The sequence below is a fragment of the Devosia sp. RR2S18 genome (genome assembly GCF_030177755.1).
Taxonomy (GTDB): Bacteria; Pseudomonadota; Alphaproteobacteria; order Rhizobiales; family Devosiaceae; genus Devosia; species Devosia rhizosphaerae.
On the sequence record NZ_CP126539.1, the window covers coordinates 3,682,510 to 3,704,495 of the forward strand.

Annotated in this window: 19 protein-coding genes; 11 read left to right on the forward strand and 8 right to left on the reverse strand. The window is 62.4% G+C overall.

Features of this window, described 5'->3' with window-relative positions:
• Positions 1 to 398: 398 nt before the first annotated feature.
• The 7 genes from nirB to cysG all read left to right on the forward strand — a co-directional run bounded on the left by nirB (position 399) and on the right by cysG (position 9,394).
• Positions 399 to 2,843 carry a nitrite reductase large subunit NirB gene (gene nirB / locus QOV41_RS18255; protein WP_284578308.1) on the forward strand — a complete coding sequence of 815 codons (2,445 nt, stop codon included), beginning with the start codon at positions 399 to 401 and terminating at the stop codon, positions 2,841 to 2,843.
• Positions 2,844 to 2,859: 16 nt separating this feature from the next.
• On the forward strand, positions 2,860 to 3,192 hold the full coding sequence (gene nirD / locus QOV41_RS18260) for a nitrite reductase small subunit NirD (RefSeq protein WP_284578309.1): 333 nt from the start codon (positions 2,860 to 2,862) through the stop codon (positions 3,190 to 3,192).
• Positions 3,193 to 3,239: 47 nt separating this feature from the next.
• A complete protein-coding gene (locus QOV41_RS18265) occupies positions 3,240 to 4,082 on the forward strand; it encodes a formate/nitrite transporter family protein (protein ID WP_284578310.1) in 843 nt (280 codons plus the stop codon).
• Positions 4,079 to 5,836 (forward strand): bifunctional protein-serine/threonine kinase/phosphatase, encoded by a 1,758-nt coding sequence (locus QOV41_RS18270; protein WP_284578312.1) that lies wholly within the window; start codon positions 4,079 to 4,081, stop codon positions 5,834 to 5,836. Before QOV41_RS18265 ends, QOV41_RS18270 begins: the two co-directional genes overlap by 4 nt.
• Positions 5,837 to 5,908: 72 nt before the next feature.
• Entirely contained in the window at positions 5,909 to 6,496 is a 588-nt protein-coding gene (locus QOV41_RS18275; RefSeq protein WP_284578313.1) for an ANTAR domain-containing response regulator, read from the forward strand.
• 4 nt (positions 6,497 to 6,500) lie between these two features.
• Positions 6,501 to 7,718 carry a CmpA/NrtA family ABC transporter substrate-binding protein gene (locus tag QOV41_RS18280; protein ID WP_284578315.1) on the forward strand — a complete coding sequence of 406 codons (1,218 nt, stop codon included), beginning with the start codon at positions 6,501 to 6,503 and terminating at the stop codon, positions 7,716 to 7,718.
• A gap of 218 nt (positions 7,719 to 7,936) precedes the next feature.
• Positions 7,937 to 9,394, forward strand: coding sequence for a siroheme synthase CysG (cysG, locus tag QOV41_RS18285; RefSeq protein WP_284578316.1), 1,458 nt, complete (start codon positions 7,937 to 7,939; stop codon positions 9,392 to 9,394).
• A 40-nt stretch (positions 9,395 to 9,434) separates the two neighbouring features.
• Here the strand turns inward: cysG and QOV41_RS18290 are convergent, their stop codons facing one another.
• The 8 genes from QOV41_RS18290 to QOV41_RS18325 form a co-directional block, all read right to left on the reverse strand.
• Positions 9,435 to 10,313 (reverse strand): manganese catalase, encoded by an 879-nt coding sequence (locus QOV41_RS18290; protein WP_284578317.1) that lies wholly within the window; start codon positions 10,311 to 10,313, stop codon positions 9,435 to 9,437.
• Between the two features lie 225 nt (positions 10,314 to 10,538).
• Positions 10,539 to 11,525, reverse strand: a complete 987-nt coding sequence (locus tag QOV41_RS18295) for a magnesium transporter CorA family protein (RefSeq protein ID WP_284578318.1) — start codon at positions 11,523 to 11,525, stop codon at positions 10,539 to 10,541.
• Positions 11,526 to 11,649: 124 nt separating this feature from the next.
• Positions 11,650 to 12,153 carry an Lrp/AsnC family transcriptional regulator gene (locus tag QOV41_RS18300; RefSeq protein ID WP_284578320.1) on the reverse strand — a complete coding sequence of 168 codons (504 nt, stop codon included), beginning with the start codon at positions 12,151 to 12,153 and terminating at the stop codon, positions 11,650 to 11,652.
• Positions 12,154 to 12,281: 128 nt separating this feature from the next.
• The gene (gene ehuA / locus QOV41_RS18305; protein WP_284578321.1) at positions 12,282 to 13,055 is read right to left on the reverse strand and encodes an ectoine/hydroxyectoine ABC transporter ATP-binding protein EhuA; all 774 of its coding nucleotides are present in this window, start codon (positions 13,053 to 13,055) and stop codon (positions 12,282 to 12,284) included.
• Positions 13,052 to 13,744, reverse strand: a complete 693-nt coding sequence (gene ehuD, locus QOV41_RS18310; protein ID WP_284578323.1) for an ectoine/hydroxyectoine ABC transporter permease subunit EhuD — start codon at positions 13,742 to 13,744, stop codon at positions 13,052 to 13,054. Before ehuD ends, ehuA begins: the two co-directional genes overlap by 4 nt.
• Positions 13,745 to 13,754: 10 nt before the next feature.
• Entirely contained in the window at positions 13,755 to 14,426 is a 672-nt protein-coding gene (gene ehuC, locus QOV41_RS18315) for an ectoine/hydroxyectoine ABC transporter permease subunit EhuC (protein ID WP_284581372.1), read from the reverse strand.
• Between the two features lie 89 nt (positions 14,427 to 14,515).
• A complete protein-coding gene (gene ehuB / locus QOV41_RS18320) occupies positions 14,516 to 15,376 on the reverse strand; it encodes an ectoine/hydroxyectoine ABC transporter substrate-binding protein EhuB (RefSeq protein ID WP_284578325.1) in 861 nt (286 codons plus the stop codon).
• A gap of 421 nt (positions 15,377 to 15,797) precedes the next feature.
• Positions 15,798 to 16,130, reverse strand: coding sequence for an SMR family transporter (locus QOV41_RS18325; RefSeq protein ID WP_284578326.1), 333 nt, complete (start codon positions 16,128 to 16,130; stop codon positions 15,798 to 15,800).
• Between the two features lie 106 nt (positions 16,131 to 16,236).
• On the opposite strand from QOV41_RS18325, the gene QOV41_RS18330 reads away from it, so the two are divergent.
• The 4 genes from QOV41_RS18330 (at position 16,237) to iolE (ending at position 21,974) form a co-directional block, all read left to right on the forward strand.
• Entirely contained in the window at positions 16,237 to 17,076 is an 840-nt protein-coding gene (locus tag QOV41_RS18330; RefSeq protein ID WP_284578328.1) for a MurR/RpiR family transcriptional regulator, read from the forward strand.
• A 91-nt stretch (positions 17,077 to 17,167) separates the two neighbouring features.
• Entirely contained in the window at positions 17,168 to 19,105 is a 1,938-nt protein-coding gene (locus tag QOV41_RS18335) for a bifunctional 5-dehydro-2-deoxygluconokinase/5-dehydro-2-deoxyphosphogluconate aldolase (protein ID WP_284578330.1), read from the forward strand.
• An 84-nt stretch (positions 19,106 to 19,189) separates the two neighbouring features.
• Positions 19,190 to 21,034, forward strand: a complete 1,845-nt coding sequence (iolD, locus tag QOV41_RS18340; RefSeq protein ID WP_284578331.1) for a 3D-(3,5/4)-trihydroxycyclohexane-1,2-dione acylhydrolase (decyclizing) — start codon at positions 19,190 to 19,192, stop codon at positions 21,032 to 21,034.
• Between the two features lie 25 nt (positions 21,035 to 21,059).
• Entirely contained in the window at positions 21,060 to 21,974 is a 915-nt protein-coding gene (gene iolE, locus QOV41_RS18345; protein ID WP_284581374.1) for a myo-inosose-2 dehydratase, read from the forward strand.
• The last annotated feature ends 12 nt before the right edge of the window (positions 21,975 to 21,986 follow it).

The window sequence follows — 21,986 nt, forward strand, 5'->3', positions numbered from 1 at the left end:
TTGGCAAGACCTATTAGCCGCCGCACACCTTTTAGACAGCGACACCCAACGGCTATTTTTTAGCCGTTTTGGCGCCTGCTTGGTCAAAGACCTCCTGAAAGCACCATCCCGATGAATCCGCCATTCCATGGCTAAACCACCATCGCTTATCAAGATTCTGGTTTCACCACGGTTTGGCACGCTTCCTGCAATAGTATTCGCAGCATCGCTGAGATGCACCGAATTAGGCGTCCAAGGCTGGGCGCTCCAGGCACCGCCGCCAATCGTCCTCCGCTACCGGTCTCATCCGGGGCCCAGGCTCGATTGGCGGCTTTTTGTTTTCTGGCCACGCAAGCGGCCAAGCCAGACGGAGCGGAGACAATGTTGAGCAGGTCTTCAAACGGAAAGTGGGGACGCCCATGAGCGAGAAACTCGTCATCATCGGCAATGGCATGGCGCCCGGTCGCATGCTGGAAAACCTCTTTGAGCATGCCCCCGGCCGGTTCGACATCACCATCTTCAACGCCGAGCCGCGGGTGAACTATAACCGCCTGATGCTCTCGCCGGTCCTTTCGGGGGAAAAGACCTACCAAGAGATCATCACCCATGACGAGGCTTGGTACGCCCACCATGGCGTGACACTCCACAAATCCGCGCCCGTGGTCGAAATCGACCGCATCGCCAAGCGCGTCGTCTCGAGCAGCGGCATTGCGGCGGAATATGACAAGCTGGTCATCGCCACCGGCTCCTCCCCCTTCATCCCGCCCCTGCCCGGCCGCGATCTTGCCGGCGTCCTCACCTATCGCGATCTCGACGACGTCGAAAAAATGCTGGCGGTCGGCCCTGGCGCCCGCGCCGTAGTCATCGGCGGCGGTCTGCTTGGCCTTGAAGCAGCGGCCGGCCTCCGGCTACGCGGCATGGACGTCACCGTCCTCCATCTGGCGCCCACGCTGATGGAGCGCCAGCTCGATCCCGCCGCGGGCTATCTTCTCGAAAAGGCCTTCGCCGAACGCGGCGTCCGCGTCATCACCCGCGCCAACACCAAAGCCATCCAGGGAAGCGAAAAGGTCGAATCGGTTGAGCTCGAAGACGGCACCATCTTGCCCTGCGACATGGTGGTGATGGCCGTGGGCATCCGTCCGGCCACCGCGCTCGCCAAAACCGCCGGCCTCGCGGTCAATCGCGGCATAGTGGTCGACGACCAGATGCGCACCGACGATCCCGCCATCTTTGCGCTGGGCGAATGCGTGGAGCATCGCGGCGCCTGTTATGGCCTCGTCGCGCCGCTCTATGAAATGGGCGCGGTGCTCGCCAAGACTCTGGTGGGGGAACCCGCTGCCTACAAGGGTTCGGTCACCTCCACTAAGCTTAAAGTCACCGGCATCGACCTCTTCTCGGCAGGCGACTTCGCGGAAGCAGAGGATCGCGAGGAGATCGTCCTGCGCGACGCCAGCGCCGGCATCTACAAGCGCCTGGTGCTCAAGGACGACCGCATCATCGGCGCGGTGCTCTATGGCGACACCGCCGATGGGCCCTGGTTCTTCGACATGCTCAAGCGCGGCACCGACACCCGCGAGCTGCGAGAAACGCTGATCTTTGGCCAGTCCTATCAAGGCGGCTCGCCGCTCGATCCGACCGCTGCCGTAGCCGCCCTGCCCGACGAAGCTGAGATCTGCGGCTGCAATGGCGTGTGCAAGGGCAAGATCACCGGCGCCATCACCGGCAAGGGCCTCCAGTCCCTCGATGATGTGCGCGCCCACACCAAGGCATCAGCCTCTTGCGGCTCCTGCACCCACCTGGTCGAACAACTCCTGCAGGTGACCCTGGGCGACAGCTACAACCCCGCCGCCGTCCAGCCCATGTGCGGCTGCACTGATCTCGGCCATGACGATGTGCGCCGGCTGATTGTCGCCAAATCGCTCAAATCCATTCCGGCCGTGATGCAGGAGCTCGAATGGAAGACCTCCTGCGGCTGCGCCAAGTGCCGGCCGGCACTCAACTACTACCTCGTTTCCGATTGGCCCGGCGAATACGAGGATGATGGGCAGTCCCGCTACATCAATGAGCGCGTCCACGCCAACATCCAGAAAGATGGCACCTATTCGGTGGTGCCGCGCATGTGGGGCGGCATGACCAATCCCCGCGAACTGCGTGCCATTGCCGATGTCGCCGACAAGTTCGCCATTCCCGCCGTCAAGGTGACCGGTGGCCAGCGCATCGATCTCCTCGGCGTCAAAAAAGAAGATCTTCCCGCCGTCTGGGCCGATCTCAATGCCGCTGGCATGGTTTCGGGCGCCGCCTATGCCAAGGGTCTGCGCACGGTCAAAACCTGCGTTGGTTCGGACTGGTGCCGCTTCGGTACCCAGGACTCCACGGGTCTGGGCATCCGCATCGAGAAGTTCATGTGGGGCGCCTGGACGCCCGCCAAGCTCAAGCTCGCGGTCTCGGGCTGCCCGCGCAACTGCGCCGAAGCCACGTGCAAGGATATCGGCGTCATCTGCGTCGACAGCGGCTTCGATATTCATTTCGCCGGCGCCGCGGGCCTTGAGATCAAGGGCACCGAACTCCTCTGCCACGCCGATACCGAGGACGAAGCGCTCGAGATCATCGTGGCGCTGACCCAGCTCTATCGCGAGCAGGGGCGCTATCTCGAGCGCATCTACAAATGGGCCAAGCGCGTCGGCACCCCCTCGATCCTGGCCAATGTGGTCGAGGACCGGGCCAAGCGCCGGCACTACTTCGAGCGCTTCGTCTACGCCCAGAGCTTTGCCCAGGTCGACCCCTGGGAGGAACGCGTCAACGGCAAGGATGCCCATGAATTCGCCGCCCTGGCTGAATTCGGCATCCCGGTCGCAGCGGAATAGGAGCGGAGAAAACACCATGAGCGAATGGATCGAAATCGGCCCCCTTGATGCCATCCCCCGCCGCGGCGCCCGCTGCGTCACCACGCCGGGCGGCAAGATCGCGGTCTTCCGCACCCAGGATGACCAGATCTACGCCGTCGAGAACCGCTGCCCCCACCGCAACGGCCCCTTGAGCGAAGGCATCGTTCATGGCGCCGCGGTCACCTGCCCGCTCCACAATTGGGTCTTCGACCTCGCGAGCGGTCAGGCCATCGGCGCCGACGAGGGCCAGGTCCGCACCTTCCCGGTGCAGGTCATGGACGGCCGCATCTTTCTTGCGCCCGACATCGTCGAAGTCGCCGCCGAATAGCCCGTACGCACTCCAGTTTCACCCTTGCCCATTGGGAGACCCAGGCAATGTCCTATGTAGCACCGACTGATTTCGTCACCCGCATGATCGATGCCGGCGAATCAAAGATATTCATGTCCACCCGCGACACGCTGATCCGCGCCTTCATGGCTGGCGCCATTCTGGCGCTGGCAGCCGCCTTTGCCATCACCGTCAATGTGCAGACCGGCCAGCCGCTCGCCGGCGCGATCCTTTTTCCGGTCGGCTTTTGCTTGCTTTACCTGCTCGGCTTTGACCTTCTCACCGGCGTGATGACGCTGGCGCCCCTCGCCCTTATCGACAAGCGACCGGGCGTCACGCTCAATGGCGTGCTGCGCAATTGGGGTCTGGTCTTTGTCGGCAATTTCGGCGGCGCCTTTGCCGTGGCGGTGATGATGGCGGTGATCTTCACCTTTGGCTTCACCGAAGCGCCCAATGCAGTGGGTCAGGCCATCGGCCATATTGGGGAGGGCCGTACCGTGGGCTATGCCGATCATGGCGGCGCCGGCATGCTCACTCTCTTCATCCGCGGCGTGCTGTGCAATTGGATGGTCTCGACCGGCGTTGTCGCGGCCATGATGTCGACCAGCGTTTCGGGCAAGGTCATCGGCATGTGGATGCCCATCATGCTCTTCTTCTACATGGGTTTTGAGCATTCCATCGTGAACATGTTCCTCTTCCCCTCGGGGCTGCTCCTGGGTGCCCAGTTCTCCTTCATGGACTACATGATCTGGAACGAGATCCCCACGGTCGTCGGCAATCTCGTGGGTGGCCTCGCCTTTGTGGGCCTCACCCTTTACGCCACTCATGCTCGCACTGGCGCCAAGCGCCAGCCGGCCAAGGCCGCCGTCCGTATGGCGCCTGCCGAATGAATGAGATGATGGGGAGCCTGCACCAGCAGGCTCCTGCCTTGGCGGAGCTGGTGGTCTCGATCGGCCAGCACTCCGACAAGGGGCTGAAGGAAACCAATCAGGATTTCCATGGGGCGCTCATTCCCGAGCGCCCCCTTTTGACGCTCAAGGGTATCGCCGTCGCCATCGCCGATGGTATCTCCACCAGTGCGGTCAGCCGCGTCGCTGCCGAGACCGCCGTCAAATCCTTTCTTACCGACTATTACTGCACGGCCGAGACGTGGCCGGTGAAGATCGCAGCCCGCAGGGTGATCGCTGCCACCAATTCCTGGCTCCATGCGCAGACCCGCCGCGGCCCCCACCCCGAAGATCCCGATCGCGGCCATGTCTGCACCCTGAGTGTCCTCGTGCTCAAGTCCCGCTCCGCCCACATCTTCCACATGGGCGATAGCCGCATTGCGCGTCTGGTGGGGCGGAGCCTCGAACCGCTGACGGTCGATCACCGCATCACCACGGCCGAACACTCCTATCTCGCCCGCGCTCTTGGCATCGGACCCAATATCGAGATCGACTACCGTGTCGTGCCGACCCAGCCTGGCGACATATTCGTGCTCTCGACCGATGGAGTGCATGAGCACGTCGGCGGATCTGATATTGCGGACGCGGTTTCGCGGTGCGCAGGGGACCTCGACGCGGCCGCCCGTCGCATCTGTGAGCTGGCGCTTGATCGCGGCAGCACGGACAATGTCACGCTGCAACTGGTGCGCGTCGACAACCTGCCAGCTGGCGAAGTCAGCGATTTCCTCGACCCCACGGCTGGTTTGCCTCTCCCCCCAGCTCTGGGGCCGGGCGACACAATCGATGGCATGACCGTGCTCGCGCAACTGCATGGCAATGCCCGCAGCAGCGTCTATCTCGTGGAAGACCAGGCTGGAACGAAGCTGGTGCTCAAGGCACCAGCGCCCGAGATGGCTGGCAACAGCGCCTATCTTCGGCGATTCGCCATGGAAGAGTGGATCGGCAGACGCATCGACAATCCCCACGTCGTCCATACTCCGCCCCAGATTGGCCACCGCAGCGCACTCTACCTTCTCGTCGCGCATGTGGACGGGCAGACCCTGACTCGATGGATGGCGCAGAACCTCCAACCTGCCTTGGCGCAGGTCAGAGAGATCGTCGAGCAGATTGCCAAGGGTGTGACGGCTTTTCATCGTCTGGCCATGGTCCACCAGGATCTGCGGCCCGACAACATCATGATCGGCAGCGATGGCAGGGTGACAATCATCGACCTGGGCTCGGCCAGCGTGGCCGGCGTGACCGAACTCGCTGTCGGTTGGGATGAGGGCTTCTTGCCCGGTGCCATTCAGTACACCGCGCCCGAGTGTTTTCTCGGCGAACCCGCCTCGGAGCGATCAGACCAATTCTCGCTCGGCGTAACGGCCTATCAACTGCTGACGGGCCGCATCCCCTATGGCGCGGAGATCGCACGCGTGCAGCGCCGGGGAGACCTCCACCGCCTCCGCTACCAGCCCGTCGGCGATAGCATCCCCGCCTGGGTGGATCGCACCCTGAAGAAGGCCGTCCACCCCGATCCGGAGCAGCGCTACGAGGCTCTCTCCGAATTCCTCTATGATCTCGCCCACCCCAATCCCGAATTTCTCCAGGCGCCGGAGCGCCAACGCAGCGTAGAGCAGCAGCTGATGATCTGGCAGCTGGTCAGCGCCATGCTGGGCCTGGCGACTTTGGTGCTCTTTGCCATGATGATACTGAACTGATGCAGGACTTCATCGGAGCCATGCGCAATGGATGGTTGTGCTCCTCTTCCGCCCCACTGATAAAAGCTGGTAATGTCGAGCTCTGACCTTTCCGTCCTCATCATTGACGAGAACCGCCTCCGCGCCTCCATCATCGAGGAGGGGCTGCGCGAGGCCGGACATGGACGGGTCGCCGTGATCCATGACGTCAACGAGGTGGCACGCACCATCCAGGCCACCATGCCGGATGTGATCGTCATCGATCTCGAAAACCCCAAGCGCGACACGCTGGAACACTTCTTCTCGCTCTCGCGGGCAGTGCAGCGACCAATCGCGATGTTCGTCGACCGCTCCGACGGCAGCATGATCGAGCAGGCGGTGGAAGCGGGGGTCTCCGCCTATGTGGTGGACGGGCTCAAGAAGGAACGGGTCAAGCCCATTCTCGATATGGCCATTTCCCGCTTCAATGCCTTCTCGCGTCTGCGCCGTGAGCTCGACGAGGCGCGCACCCAGCTCGAAGACCGCAAGCTCATCGATCAGGCCAAGGGCATTTTGATGAAGACGCGCGGCATGAGCGAAAGCGAGGCCTATGGCCTGCTGCGCAGCACCGCCATGAATCAAAACCGCAAGATCGTCGAAATCGCCCAGAGCCTCGTCACGGCAGCCAATCTGCTAGGATAACCCTATGCACACCACACATCTCACCGCCGGCTTCCTGCCCCTGCTCGATAGCGTGCTGCTGGTGCTGGCGCATGAGAAAGGCTTTGCCGCCGAAGAAGGGATCGAACTCCATCTCACGCGCGAGACCAGCTGGGCCAATATCCGCGACCGCGCGGCGCTTGGCCATTTCGACATTGCCCAAATGCTGGCCCCCATGCCGATCGCGGCCAGCCTGGGGCTGACGCCGCTTGCCACCCCTATGGTGGCACCCGTGGTGTTGGGCCTTGGCAATAATGGCATCACCGTTAGCGCCGAGCTTTGGCTGGCCATGGAGGCGGAGGGTGCCCCCGCCGATCTCTCCGCCGGCCCTACCGGGGCAGCCTTGGCTAAAGTGGTAGTAACCAGTTCCCGCAAGCTGCGCTTCGGCGTCGTGCACCAGACCTCTTCCCACAACTACGAGTTGCGCTACTGGCTGGCGGCGAGCGGGGTCCGGCCCGACCACGACGTCGAGATCGTGGTGCTGCCGCCGCCACTCCTGCCAGAGGCCTTGGGCAGTGGCGGCATTGATGGCTATTGCGTCGGCGAGCCCTGGAACAGCGTCGGCGTTGCAACGCAGGGCGCTCGCATCGCCACGGTCAAGGCGGCCATTTGGCAGGCGAGCCCCGATAAGGTGATCGGCATGCGCAGCGACTGGGCGCTAGCCCATCCTGAGCTCGTCAGCGCTGTCGTCCGCGCCATCTATCGTGCCGGTCTCTGGTGTGACGATCCGGCTAACCGTCACGAGACCGCCGAGATCATGGCCCGTCCAGCCTACCTTGATCAGCCGGCAGCTATCGTCAGTCGTGCGCTGACTGGACGCCTCGATCAGGGCGGCGGCAATATTGCCGAAATCGAGAACTTCTTCCTGCCCCACCAGAGCGCGGCCAATTTCCCCTGGAAGAGCCATGCTCTCTGGTACTACTCGCAAATGGTGCGCTGGGGCGAAGCGTGCGAGAGCGCGGAGAACGCCACTGCCGCCGCAGCGACTTTCCGCCCCGATCTCTACCGCGCGGCCCTTGCCCCCCTCGGCGCCAACGTCCCGGCTGCTGACAGCAAGACCGATGGCGAGCGCCACACTGCCGGTGACATCGCCGGCCACCCCGGACCGCTTACCCTCCATTCTGACCGGTTCTTTGACGGCGGCGTCTTTGATTCCAACGACCTCTCCGCCTATATCGCCCGCCAACGTCTGCCTCCTTCTTAGGCAATCGCGCCGCCAGATGCGCCATTAAGGCTTGGGTCATCTCAGGCCGGGCTTCTAAACCGTTGTTTTTGAACTCTGCATCGTTTGGCACGCAACCTGCATAGCTCTAGCCAACAGGTGTCCAGTGTTGGGCGCCTCAAGGCAAAGCCGCCAGCCGTTTCGCGCACCTCCTCCCGCGCGACGACGACTGGCGGTTTTCTTTTTGCTGGAGAGCAGTGATGGATCACCCACCGACCCTGGTTCCCGCCCCCGAGCCGCAGCACCATGCTCGCGTCGAGCCGCTCGCCGTGCTCCCCGTCTTTTTCAATTTGCAGGGCAAGCGCGTTGTCGCCATCGGCGGCAGCGAGGCCGCGTATTGGAAAATCGAGCTGCTTGCCGCCACTGGCGCCGATGTGCAGGTTTATGCCCCCCAAGACGAGCGCTGTAGCGAATTGGGGGCACTTGCGCGCAACAGTTCGATAACAGTTTTCAACCGTATGTGGCGTCCAGCGGACCTGCATGGGGCCGCCTTTGCGGTCGCCGATCTCGACACCGACGCAGAAGCGGAAGTCTTCGTCGCTGCCGCCAAAGCCGCCGCCGTACCCTACAATGTCATTGATAAACCTCACTTCTGTCAGGTCCAGTTCGGCACGATCGTCAACCGCTCACCCGTTGTCGTCGGCATCTCGACCAACGGCGCCGCCCCCATTCTCGGCCAGGCCGTCCGCCGGCGCATCGAGACCCTCCTTCCCCGCACTTTGACGGCCTGGGCCGGCTATGCCGAGGCCATTAGGGCCCGCGTGATGGACGCCTTGCCGCCCGGTCCGCGGCGCCGCGCCTTCTGGGAAAGCCTTGCAGAGCGGGCGTTTGGGCCCTCTCACCCGCCGACAATTCCCGAGGAACCAGCCCATTGGGCTGCGCCGCCCGCCGGTCGCGTGACCCTGGTTGGGGCTGGCCCCGGAGAAGCCGACCTCCTCACCATCAAGGCGGTGCGCGCGCTGCAATCCGCTGACGTCATCCTCTTCGATGACCTTGTTTCTGCTGAGGTTCTGGAGTTGGCCCGCCGCGAAGCCAAGCGCCTCCTGGTCGGCAAGCGTGCTGGTCGAGACAGCTGCCGCCAAGAGGACATCAATCAGATGATGCTGACGCTCGCGCAGCAGGGCAAGCACGTGGTGCGGCTAAAGTCTGGCGACCCCATGATTTTCGGCCGCGCTGGCGAGGAAATCTCTATGCTGGAACAACATGGTATAGCCGTCAGCGTGGTACCCGGCATCACCGCGGCGTTGGCCCTTGCTAGTCGCTTGGGCGCGTCACTCACCCACCGCGACCATGCCCAATCGGTCCGTTTCGTCACCGGCCATTCCCGACGTGGCAGTCTGCCGGACAACCTCGACTGGCGCTCGCTGGCCGATGCTGCGACCACCAGCGTCTACTACATGTCCCGCCGCACTTTGCCGCAGATAGTTGCAAGTTTAGCCGAACAAGGCATGAGCCTCACCACGCCAGCCGTTATCGCCAGCAATGTTGGGAGGGCGGAGGAAAGCATCTGGCGCGGCACACTGGAGGACGCCGTTTCGGCCGCAAGCGATTTCTCTCCGTCGGCCCCCACGATCTTCGCGGTGGGGTCTGCACTCGGCAGATCGATGAGACGCCAACATTCCGACAATTCAATCGAGCTTGCTGCCCGGGCTATATAGCTCAGATGGGTGACGAGGGGCCGGAGCCCCTCGCAATTTCTTAGCTCGAAACCGGCGGCATCGGCTTTTTGGGTGTGCCGTGCAGGCGCGGATCGGCTTCTGGCAGTTCGGTGACGGTTTCGCCCAGCGGCTTGGGATTGGAGAGGTACTCAAACTGGCCCTTGCCATCAGGGGTCGGACCCTTTGCCCAGCGACCCTGGGCGCTCTCAGTGCCTTCCGAGCAGTTCCAGAACTGATAGGCGACCTCGGACATCTCCTTGTCCTGGGGGAAGCTCATCGGCGCCGGGGTCTTGTCGAGCCCGTCTTCCTCGAGTTCTTTGATGGCTGCCAACCACTGGTTCTGGTGCATCGTATCGCGCGCGATCAGGAAGGACAGCATATCCCGGATGCCCGGGTCATCGGTCATTTCGTAGAGGCGGGTGACTTGGAGGCGACCCTGGGACTCCGCCGTTACGTTGAAGCGGAAGTCCGCGAGCAGATTGCCCGAAGCAACGGTGTAGCGAGACGTCCACGGAAAACCGACGCTATCGGTGGGGGTGGCGCCGCCGCCAGTAACGATTGCATGCTGAGGGTTCATGCCGGCAACGATCACATCCTCGACGCGAGCGCCGCCCATGACAGCGCCAACGACGGAGTTTTTCGCGGCATCTTCGCGAGCTTCCACGGGGGAGCTTTCGAGGAGGCGGGCAATCATGGTGGCAAGCATTTCGACGTGCGCGATTTCCTCGGTACCAATATCGAGGATCATGTCCCTGTATTTCGCGGGAGCGCGACAATTCCAGCCCTGAAAGAGGTACGTCATCATAACGCTGATTTCGCCCCACTGCCCGCCGAGGACTTCCTGGAGCTTGTTGGCATAGACCGGATCTGGCTTCTCTGGGCGTGCATTATACTGGAACTGGTTGGTTCTAAAGAACATCCTGGCTCTCCTAATTGCGCCGACCCCCGCGGTCGGCCTGCAGGAGCAACGACGTTAATCCGCCGCTGTTCCAGCAGTTTAGCTAGGAAACTCTGCTCGGGAATTTTGCCTTTGCAATCAACCGAACCACAAAGATGAACGGAGTCTGAACGACAAAAAGCGGCACCCAAGTTGCCGCGTAACTGATTTCGCGGGTTTTGGACCGTTGCTTTGGCGCAGCCTCGACTAGAGCCAGCCGCGGCGCTTGAAGAAGAGGAAGGGAACGACTGCCGAGATGATCATGAGCAGGATCGCCCAGGGGTAGCCGAAGGTCCATCCCAGTTCGGGCATGAAGGTGAAGTTCATGCCGTAGATGGAGGCCACCAGGGTCGGCGGCAGAAAGACGACGGCTGCGACCGAGAAGATCTTGATGATCTGGTTCTGCTCCAGATTGATCACACCCAGGGTGGCGTTGAGCAAGAAATCGAGGCGGCTGCTGAGCGACTTGGCGTGGTCGCCCAGTGACAGGGCGTCGCGCTGGATCAGCTTAATCATCTGAGGACCGTCCTTGCGGGCCCGTTTCGGTGCTGGTGCCAAGGCCGCGTGGTAGGCGGTAAGTCGGCTGATACTCACCAGACTGTCTTGGATCATGATAAGCAGTTCGGCACGACTACCGATCTGAGTGATGACAGCATTGAGGTCGCGCGTCTTTTTGCTGACTTTGGTCGCCTTGTTCTGAAAGACTGTGCGTGCCAGCGCATCGACATCGCTGCCTACCTTCTCCAGGGCATCTGCGGTCCGGTCGGTCATGGCTTCAAGCAGGCCCAACATCACCTGCTCGCCCGTTGCCGACATGCCTGCCTGCCGCCGCTGAGCGCGCAGCATATAGGCGGAGAACGGCCGGGGATCGGCGTAGCGGACCGTCACCAGTACCTGGTTCTTGAGGATAAAGGTGACGGGTGTGCGCAGCGGCTGGTCGGTACTAAGATCGGTCAGCGCCGTCATGGTCATGAACTCGGCGCCGTCCTCGTTGTAGAGACGGGCGGAGAGCTCGATCTCTTCCATTTCGGCCCGGGTGGGGATGGCGATACCCAACCAATCCTCGATCTGCTTGTCTTCCGCCGGAGTGGGATTGATGAGGTCGATCCACACCGGTACCGGGCCCTCTTCCGAAGCGGCCCACTCGGCCACCTTGGTCAACTGGTCATCGCTGCAAACATAGATATTCAGCATGTCGGAGGTCCCACAAGATCTGCGGCAGGAGCTAGCATATCTGGCGCACATAGAAACCCTGCTTAGAGTGGCTATAGGCAGCCGCGCTCATGGAGCTTTGCATCGGAAGGATTTCAACGCCCTTTCAGGCGCCGCGGCTGGCCAAAAGCTCGACAGGGACCGGCTCGCATTTGACGTGATTGGTAACGACATAGGAATAGTAGCGCTTGATGCCGATATCATGTGCCAGCATCGTCTCGATCAGGTTCTGGTAGTCTTCAAGGTGGGGCACGATCATCTTGCAGACATAGTCGAGCCCACCGCCGACCGCCCAGCATTCGACGATTTCGGTGACGTCGCCGACGTAAGCCTCGAAGCGGGCTAGGTCCTCCTGCCGGTGGCTATCGAGTTCAATCTGGACGAACACGACGGTAACTGGACCGAACGCCTTCAAGGATACCTGAGCCTGGTAGCTCTGGATGATACCGGCGGCCTCAAGCCGCCGCAGCCGCTCCCAGCATGGGGTGGGCGACAGGTTGACGCGCGCAGCCAGAGCCGCCTTGGGGATGCGTCCCTCGCGCTGGAGAATAGAAAGAATCTTGATGTCGCGGTCATCGAGCTTGATGCCGTCGGTTCGCGGTGCACTCACGCGGGGCTTATTCTCCCTATTGGCGCGGCACCATAAGGCTGTGGCGGCCAAGGCGTCTAGATCAAGACGCACAAAGCCGCGCAGAAGCCTAGGCATCCGCGCCGACAAAATAGGGAGACAGCCGTTCCTTAGCTGTCGAGGACGGCTCGCAGGAACTCGCGGGTGCGCTCCTCCTTCGGATCGGTGAACAATTGCTCGGGCACGCCTTCTTCCTTGATCCGGCCTTGATCAAAGAAGCACACTCGGTCCGAAACTTCGCGGGCGAACCGCATCTCGTGGGTCACCAGCAGCATGGTGAGATCATGTTCGGAAGCCAGAGTGCCGATGACGTTGAGCACCTCTCCCACCAGTTCGGGATCAAGTGCAGAGGTCGGCTCGTCGAAGAGCATGATCTTGGGCCGCATCGCCAGGGCGCGGGCGATACCGACCCGCTGCTGCTGGCCGCCCGAGAGCTGATGCGGGTACTTCTTGGCCTGGTCGGCCAGTCCCACCATTTCAAGCAATTCCTCGGCGCGCGTTGCCGCCTCGGCCTTAGGCATCTTGAGCACCTTGACCGGTGCTTCGGTGATGTTGCGCAGGACCGTCATGTGCGGAAAGAGGTTAAACTGCTGGAACACCATGCCGAGCCTGACGCGCATGCGACGTAGATGTGCCTCGCTGGCCGATACCAGTTCGCCGTCCCTCTCCTCATGCCAAAGCGGCTCGCCTTCGACGAAGACACGCCCTTCGGTGACGTTCTCCAGAGTCATCAAGATGCGCAGCACGGTCGACTTGCCCGAGCCGGAGGGGCCGATGATGGTGACCTTTTCGCCCTGCTGGACGTCGAAGTTGAGGTGGTCGAGCACGGTCACGTCGCCAAAGCGCTTCACGACGTTGTCGAATTTGATGATCGGGTCGTTCATTTCAGGGGAATGCCTCTCTGGGGCAAGGCGTTGTCGAGTAGTCGCACGCCGCTCGAGGCCACCAGCGTCATGATGAGATAGAGCCCGCCGACCATGGACAGCGGAATGAGATAGTTGAAGGTGCGGTCGCCGATAATCTGGGCCACGTTGAGCATCTCGAGCACCGTGACCACCGAGAGCACCGGCACGTCCTTCATGATCGAAACGAGGTAATTGCCCATGGCCGGCACGATGCGGGGCACCGCCTGCGGCAGCACCACGTGGGTAAAGGTGTGCAGGGTGGTGAAGTTGAGCGCCCGCGCGGCCTCATGCTGGCCCTTCTTGATGGCCTCGATGCCGGCTCGATACACCTCGGACGTGTAGGCGCTGTACTGAATGCCGAGCGCCAAAGCGCCGGTCAGGAAGGCCGGGAAGACGAGCCCGTATTCGGGCAGCACGTAATAGAGGAAGAACAGCTGGATCAGCAGCGGCGTGTCGCGGATGAACTCGGTGATGAGCTTGGCCGGCCAGCTGATGATCTTGAGCGGCGCAGCCTTTAGGACGGCCAGGACCAGACCGAGAACCAACGCGATAAAGAACCCGAGCACCGTCGCCTGGATGGTCACCCACATGCCGATCAACAGGATGGGCAGGATGGAGACGGCATAGGCCAGATTGCTGGAGGTGTCCCATTCGATTCCGAAAAGCATGGCTAACTCCTCATGCCTTGGCCGCGCGCCAGCGGCCGACATAGCGCTCGAGCGCCTTCATAGCCGCGGTCAGCACGAGGGCCATGCCGAAATACATCAGGAGAACCATGGTGTAGATGGTGGTGGAGTCCTGCGTGAAGTTGCGGAGCTGCTCGGCGCGGAACGCCAGGTCCGAGAGGCTGATCAGCGAGACGAGAGCCGTATCCTTGAGGTTCTGCACGGCCAGATTACCAAAGGGCGGCATCATCTCGGGAATGGCCTGGGGCAGGCTCACTGACCAGAGCGTCTGGCGCTGCGTGAAGTTGAGCGCCTTGGCCGCCTCGTACTGATCCTTGGTGACCGACTGGATGGCGCCACGAACCACTTCGGCCCCGTAGGCGCCGATATTGAGCGAGAGCGCGAGCACGCCTGCGAGCACCGGCGGCAGGCGGAGATCAACTCCGATGGCCTGACCGAGCAGTGGCAGCGCGAAATAGAGCCAGAAGAGCTGCACCAAGAGCGAGGTGCCGCGGAATACCTCGATATAGACAATGGAAATGGTGCGCAGCACCATGTTGGGCGAGGTCTTCCCAAGCCCGGCAGCAAAGGCGAGGACTGCCCCTAGAATAGTGGAATAGAAGGTCAGCTGGACGGTAACCCAGGCGCCTTGCAGAAGTGGATTAAGATACTCGGTCCAGTGCATCATGTAGCCGGTTGGCGGGCGCGGCAGCGCCGAACTCGCGGGGGGAGGATGGGGCGAACTCCGCCCCATCCAGGATCTATGAGGAGGCTTTAGTCAGCCGAGCACAGCTCTTCAGTGGTGCGAGCGGTGGAGCCTTCGACGTCAGCTTCGGTGAAGCCATAGCCGGTGAGCGTCTCCCTCCATTCATCGGTCTGCTTGTACTCGGTCAGAACTTCGTTGACCGCATCGCGCAGGTCTTCGGAACCCTGAGCAAAGGTGAAGCCACCCCAGGAGCGTACTTCCTCACCATCGACGACCGGATCCTCGAAGCCGGATGCAACTTCAACGTCGTCGCTCCGGTTGGCCAGTTCAGTGGCGGTGAGACCCGTCGCGGCATAGGCGTCGGCGCGGCCGGTCGAAACGGTCGAGATCGCATCGGCATTGGACGAGATGGTCACCATATTGCCTTCGGGCACGCCCAGCGCCTGCAGCATTTCGAGCTGGTCGGCACCGGCCATGATGGCAACGGTCAGATCGCCTTCGGCAAAATCGCTATAAGCGTTGATGTCGTTGGGATTGCCAGAGGGCACCAGCAGGCCTTCACCATATGAAGTGTTGGGCTCCGAATAGATGACCTGCTCGCAACGCTGGGGCAGGATAGCCATCTCGGCGGCGACCATGTCGAAGCGATCGGCACGCAGGCCGGGGATCAGGCTGGAGAATTCGGTGGAGACCCACTCGATGTTCTCGATGCCGAGCTCTTCCATGATGTGCTTGGCCACATCTGGACCCGCGCCCATGGCTTCCCCGTTGGGGTCAATATAGCCATAGGGGATCTCGTTGGCGACCGCGATCCGGATGGTGCCCGAATCCTGGATTTCCTGCAGCGTCGCAGCCTCAACGGCGGTGGAGGCTAGAGCGGCGGCAGTGACAGCCGCCAGCACCGTTGCGACATTCTTACGAGCAATCATGTGCATGATTTCCCTTCCCTTGGTGTGTTGTGCGTTTTGCTTGGAGTCCGCTTCCATGAAGCCCCGCGGCACCGCTCGAGGTGCTGCTTGGCCAATTTGCCGCCGGTTGTGAGAACAGAAAGCTGAGCGCTTCGGCAGCACTGACAAAGAGGTTGGAAAGCGGGATTGTTTTGTATGCCCTCACGCTGAACTTGACGGGCAGCAAGGGTTGCGGACAGCGCGCGTGAAGTCGAGGGAAGATGTGTCTGTTTACACAGCAGCTCACAGGCAGATCCGCTGCTGAAGCGCAGCAGAACAGACAATCTGCCTGGAGACCATCCGGTGACTAGCGGCAGAGCTTCTTTGTAGCGGCGCTGCCGGCGACTATCACTTGGGCTTGGTCATGCTGCAGACGAGGGCCACGCGGAGAGAAAGTTGCTATCTAGTGAGCCGAGCTCTGCGAAAATAGATTGATCACCAGGACACCGGCCAAAATAAGACCGATCCCGATGACAGCAGGCAGATCGAGCGCCTGGCGGTACAGCAGGAACGAAATCAGCGAGACCAGGATGATGCCGAAGCCGGACCACAGCGCATAGGCAACGCCCGTGGGGATGGTCTTGAGCGTGAGTGAGAGGAAGTAGAAGGCGATGCTATAGCCGATCACAACCACCAGCGAGGGCACGAGCCGGGTGAATCCTTCCGACGCCTTGAGTGCCGTGGTGGCGACGACCTCGCAGACGACGGCGATGGCGAGGAAAAGATAGGCGGGCATGGGCGGCTCCGGAGAAATCGCGCGTAACGCTTAGTCCAGTTCGGGGGAATTTGGATGGTGTTTTCTGCGCGAGCGCGACTATGGTGGCGGAAGAGACGAGAGAGCCATGGCCGAAACGATCAGTACAATGCAACCGCCAGCGGACTTCGACCAGTTGCGGTCGGCCATTCTGGAACGCAAGGGGGATTTGCCCAAGCGGCTGGCGCAGATTGCCGCCTATGCCTTGGACAATCCCGACGAAATCGCCTTTGGCACCGCGGCCAGCATTGCGGCGGCCGCCGGGGTGCAGCCCTCCACGCTGGTGCGCTTTGCCCAGCATTTTGAGATGGACGGATTTTCGAGCCTCCAGGCGCTGTTCCGGGCGCGGCTGCGGGAGCGCACCTCTTCTTATGAGGAGCGGCTGCGCTATCTGGAACAGGGCGGCGAGCTGGCCGAAAGCACGGCTATTCTTAATGGCTTCATCGGGGCGGGGCACCGCTCGCTCGACGCGTTGGGTGCGGCAGTGGATCCCGAGGCTTTCGAGCGTGCGGTGAGGCTGTTGGCTGGGGCCAGCACGATCTATCTGATCGCCAAGCGCCGCTCCTATCCCATCAGCAGCTACATGGCCTATGCCTTTGGCAAGCTCAAAGTGCCCTACCAGCTGGTGGGCACCTCGGCGGGTATCGACGATGACCTGCTTGCAATGGCGACTGGCAAAGATGCCGCCTTCGCGGTGAGCTTCTCGCCCTATGCCTCGGAAAGTGCGGTGCAGGCGCGCGCCATGGCGGCGCGGGGTGTGCCGGTGATTTCGCTGACCGATTCGGCGTTTTCGCCGCTGGCGGAATGCTCCACCGAATGGTTCGAGGTGGTCGAGGCCGACCATGCCGGGTTCCGGTCGCTGTCGGCCAGCATGGCCTTTGCCATGGCGCTGACGGTCAGCATTGCGGAGCAGCGCCGGCGCCTCTAGCTCGGCAGAACAGTTATTCCATGTTGACGAAGGCGGGGAACCTGAGTTTCATTGACGCTGACCTGGCCCAGCGCGGATGAGGAACCAAGCCGTGGGAAATCCACAACGGACTGATGTGCAGAAGCGGCTCGATGTCGTTACAATCGGCCGCTCTTCGGTTGATTTATACGGCCAGCAGATCGGCTCGCGGCTCGAAGACATCGGCAGCTTCGCCAAATCGGTGGGTGGCTGCCCGGCCAATATTGCAGTGGGCACGGCGCGCCTGGGTCTTAAGTCCGCACTGATCACCCGCGTCGGCAATGAGCAGATGGGGCGCTTCATCCGCGAGCAATTGGCGCGCGAAGGGGTGGAGACGGCCGGCGTCCAAACAGACCCGCAACGGCTGACCGCCCTGGTGCTGCTAGCGGTGGAGGCAGAAGGCGTCTCGCCGATGATCTTCCATCGCACCGATTGCGCTGATATGGCGCTCGACGAGAGCGACATCGACGAGGATCTGATCGCCGCGGCCCGCGCCATCGTCGTTACCGGCACGCACTTTTCCCGGCCGAATAGCGAGGCGGCGCAGAAGAAGGCGATCCGGCTTGCCAAGGCCCATGGGGCAAAGGTGGCGTTCGATATTGACTACCGTCCCAACCTTTGGGGGCTGGCGGGGCACGAGGCTGGCTTCGAGCGCTATGTGGCATCCGACCTCGTTTCGGAGAAATACCAGGCGGTACTGGCCGACTGCGACCTAGTTGTTGGGACGGAAGAAGAAGTGCTAATTGCCTCGGGGCAATCGGATTTGCAGTCAGCACTCCGGGCAATCCGGTCTCGCACGGATGCCACCATCGTCCTCAAGCGCGGCGCGATGGGCTGCATCGTTTATGAAGGGCCCATTCCCGACGATCTGGAGCAGGGCATCGTAGGGGCCGGCTTTCCTATCGAGGTCTATAATGTGCTGGGGGCCGGCGACGCCTTCATGTCGGGCTTCCTGCGGGGTTGGCTGACCGGGGAGCCGCTCGAAACAGCGGCGACCTGGGCAAATGCCTGCGGCGCCTTTGCCGTGTCGCGGCTTCTGTGTGCGCCGGAATATCCGAGCTGGACCGAACTCAGCCACTTTCTCGAGCATGGCAGTTCAGAACGGGCGCTCCGGCGCGATGCCGAGCTCAACCACATCCACTGGGCAACCAATCGCCGGCGCGATATTCCCAAGCTCATGGCGCTGGCGATCGACCATCGCAGCCAGCTCGAAGAGATGGCGCAGGGCGATCCTGGCGCCGTGGCGCGCATCCCGGCCTTCAAGAAACTGGCTGTTGAAGCCGCGTTGCAGGTGGCGGCCGGGCGGCCGGGCTTCGGCATGCTGCTCGACGACAAATATGGACGCGAGGCGCTGTTCGCGCTTCCCGGCGTTCAGGCTTTTTGGATCGGCAAGCCTATTGAGCTGCCGGGCTCGCGGCCCTTGCAGTTCGAGTTCAGCCAGGATCTGGGATCGCGGTTGATTGAATGGCCGGTCGACCATTGCATCAAGGTGCTGTGCTTCTACCATCCCGGGGACCCCAGTGACTTGAAGCAGACACAGATCGCCAAGCTGCGTTCTGCCTATGAAGCCGCGCGCAAGATCGGGCGGGATATCCTGATCGAGATCATCGCCAGCAAGCACGGCGCAGTGGGCGACGACACCGTCGCGCGCGCGCTCGCGGAGGTCTATGATCAGGGCATCAAGCCCGATTGGTGGAAGCTCGAGGCGCAGGCGAGCCCTGCCGCCTGGTCGGCCATCGATGCAGTGATCGATGCTCGGGACCCCTTTTGCCGGGGCGTGGTCTTGCTTGGGCTCGATGCACCACAGCGCGAGCTCGAAGCCGCCTTTGAGATTGCCCGGTCCTCGCACAATGTCAGAGGCTTTGCGGTGGGGCGCACCATTTTTGCGGACGCTGCCCGAAAGTGGCTGGCCGGCGAAATCCGTGATGAAGAGGCGGTTGCCGATATGGCAGGCCGCTTCGGTGCGCTGGTGCAAGTTTGGGAGCGTCTCGAAGCCAGCGCTGCCGCCTGAGGCGGGCGCTCTTTCCATGCCAAAGCCGGCCGTTCTAAGCTGGCGACACCTGATAGAATGCCCCTCACACGCGGGAACGAGGCCATGACTGCAACAACGATTCGACTGACCATGGCGCAAGCTGTCGCCCGCTTCATGGTTGCGCAAAAGACCGTGGTGGCCGGCGAGACCGTGCCAATCTTCGGCGGTGTGTTCGCCATTTTCGGACATGGCAATGTGGCTGGCGTCGGCGAGGCGCTGTACGCCGTCAAGGACCAGCTGCCGACCTATCGCGGCCAGAACGAGCAGGGCATGGCCCATGCGGCTATTGCCTATGCCAAGGCGAGTTTTCGCCGCCGGTTCATGGCCTGTACCAGCTCGATCGGGCCGGGCGCGCTCAACATGGTGACTGCTGCCGCGCTGGCTCATGTCAATCGCTTGCCAGTGCTGCTGCTGCCGGGCGATGTCTTTGCCAACCGGCTGCCCGACCCGGTGCTGCAGCAGGTGGAGGATTGGGGCGATGGCACTGTCTCGGCCAATGATGTGTTTAAGCCCGTCAGCCGCTATTTCGACCGGATTACCCGGCCCGAACAGATCATGCCGGCCCTGCGCCGAGCCATGCAGGTGCTGACTGATCCGGCCGAATGCGGGCCGGTGACCCTGTCGCTGTGCCAGGATGTGCAGGCGGAAGCCTATGACTACCCCGAGAGCTTTTTTGCCGAAAAGGTGTGGGTGCCGCGCCGGATGATGCCCGATGCCGACGAGTTCGCAGCCGCGGCAGCGGCGCTGAAACTGTCCAAGAAGCCGGTGATCATCGCCGGCGGCGGAGTGCTTTACTCGGAAGCCAGTGACAGCCTGATCGCCTTTGCCGAAACCCACGGGATTCCGGTGATGGAGACCCAGGCGGGCAAGAGCGCGCTGCCGCATGCACACCGGCTCAATATGGGCAGCGTGGGCGTGACCGGCTCTTCGGCATCAAACGAACTTGCCGAACAGGCGGACCTTGTGCTTGCGGTCGGCACGCGGCTGCAGGATTTTACCACCGGATCCTGGGCGCTGTTCAAGAACGAAGCCCTGACCATTGTCGGTCTCAACGTGCAGCCCTTCGATGCGCACAAGCACAACGGTTTGCCGCTCGTGGCCGATGCGCGGGTGGGCCTCGAAGCGCTGGATGCGGCGCTGACCGGCTGGACGGTGGAGGCAAGCTGGACCGCAGCGGCGGAGCGGGGCAAGCACGACTGGCTGGGCGCAGCCGACGCGGCGACCGCCGCCACCAATGCCGAATTGCCATCGGATGCACAGGTGATCGGCGCGGTGCAGCGTGCCCGACCCAAGGCCACCCTCGTCTGCGCGGCCGGCGGACTACCGGGCGAGTTGCACAAGCTCTGGCAGGCCGATGCGCCGGGCAGCTACCACCTTGAATACGGCTTTTCCACCATGGGCTACGAGATCGCCGGTGGCTTGGGCGTCAAACTCGCCCGTCCCCAAGACGACGTGGTCGTGATGGTGGGCGATGGAAGCTATATGATGCTCAATTCCGAGCTCGTCAGCACCATCATGTTGGGCGCCCCGATCACCGTGGTGCTGCTCGACAATGCCGGCTATGGCTGCATCAACCGGCTGCAGATGGCCACCGGCGGCGCCAATTTCAACAATCTGCTCAAGGACACGCACCACGTCGCCCTGCCCGGCATCGACTTTGCCGCCCATGCCGCCGCGATGGGAGCCCAGGCGCGCAAGGTCGGCTCGCTTGCCGAACTCGAAGCAGCACTGGCGGAGACGGAAGGCGCGGAGCGGACGACGGTGATCGTTATCGACACCGACCCGCTCGCGACGACAGAAGCTGGCGGGCACTGGTGGGACGTGGCGGTGCCCGAGGTGAGCGAACGGCAGCAGGTCAATGCAGCGCGCACGGAATATGAGTCTGCGCGCAAGGCGCAGCGGACCTAGCGGGACGAGGAGAATGGCAGCCATGCTGAAAGCAAAACTGGGCATGTCGCCCATTGCCTGGTGGAACGACGACCTAGCCGAACTCAGCGACGATGTTTCCCTCGAGGAATGCCTCCGGCAATCCCGGTCGGCCGGGTTTACCGGCATGGAAATGGGCCGGCGCTTCCCTAAGGCACCCGAGGTCATGTTGCCGATCCTCAGGCAAGCGGATGTGACGCTGTGTGGAGGGTGGTTCTCCGGAACGCTGGTTGACGAGGATCTTGCGTCCAACAAAGACCGCATCGCGCCGATGATCGAGCTCTTCAAGGCCGTCGACGCGCCCTGTATCGTCTATGGCGAGGTCGGTCGCTCTATCCAAGGGGATCGGTCCAAACCGTTATCGAGCAAGCCCACGCTTGGCGACGAGGAGATGCAGGCCTATGCCCGCAAGGTTACCGCGTTCGGTGAATGGTGCGCCGAGCAGGGCATGCCGCTGAGCTATCACCACCACATGGCCGCCGTGGTGGAGACCGAAGCCGAACTCGACGCCTTTATGCGTCATTCAGGTCCTGGCATTCCGCTACTGCTCGACGCGGGACATTTGGCCTTCGCCGGCGGCGACGTGCTGCGCGCCATCGACAAGCACCACGCCCGGATCAACCATGTGCATGTCAAGGACGTGCGCATGGACGTCATCAACGGCCTCGACCGCACCCGGCAGTCCTTCCTCGATGCGGTGGCGCTCGGTGCCTTTACCGTGCCGGGCGACGGATCGCTGGATTTCGGCGCCATCGTGCAGCGCCTTGCCGATCAGGGCTACCAGGGTTGGTTTGTCGTGGAGGCAGAGCAGGACCCGCGCAAGAACCCGCCGCTGCGCATGGCACAGGTGGGGCACCAGGAACTCATGCGTGTGATGAATGCGGCGGGCTACACCGTCGAGACGCAGGGCTTTCCCGGATAGTTCACAAAGGAC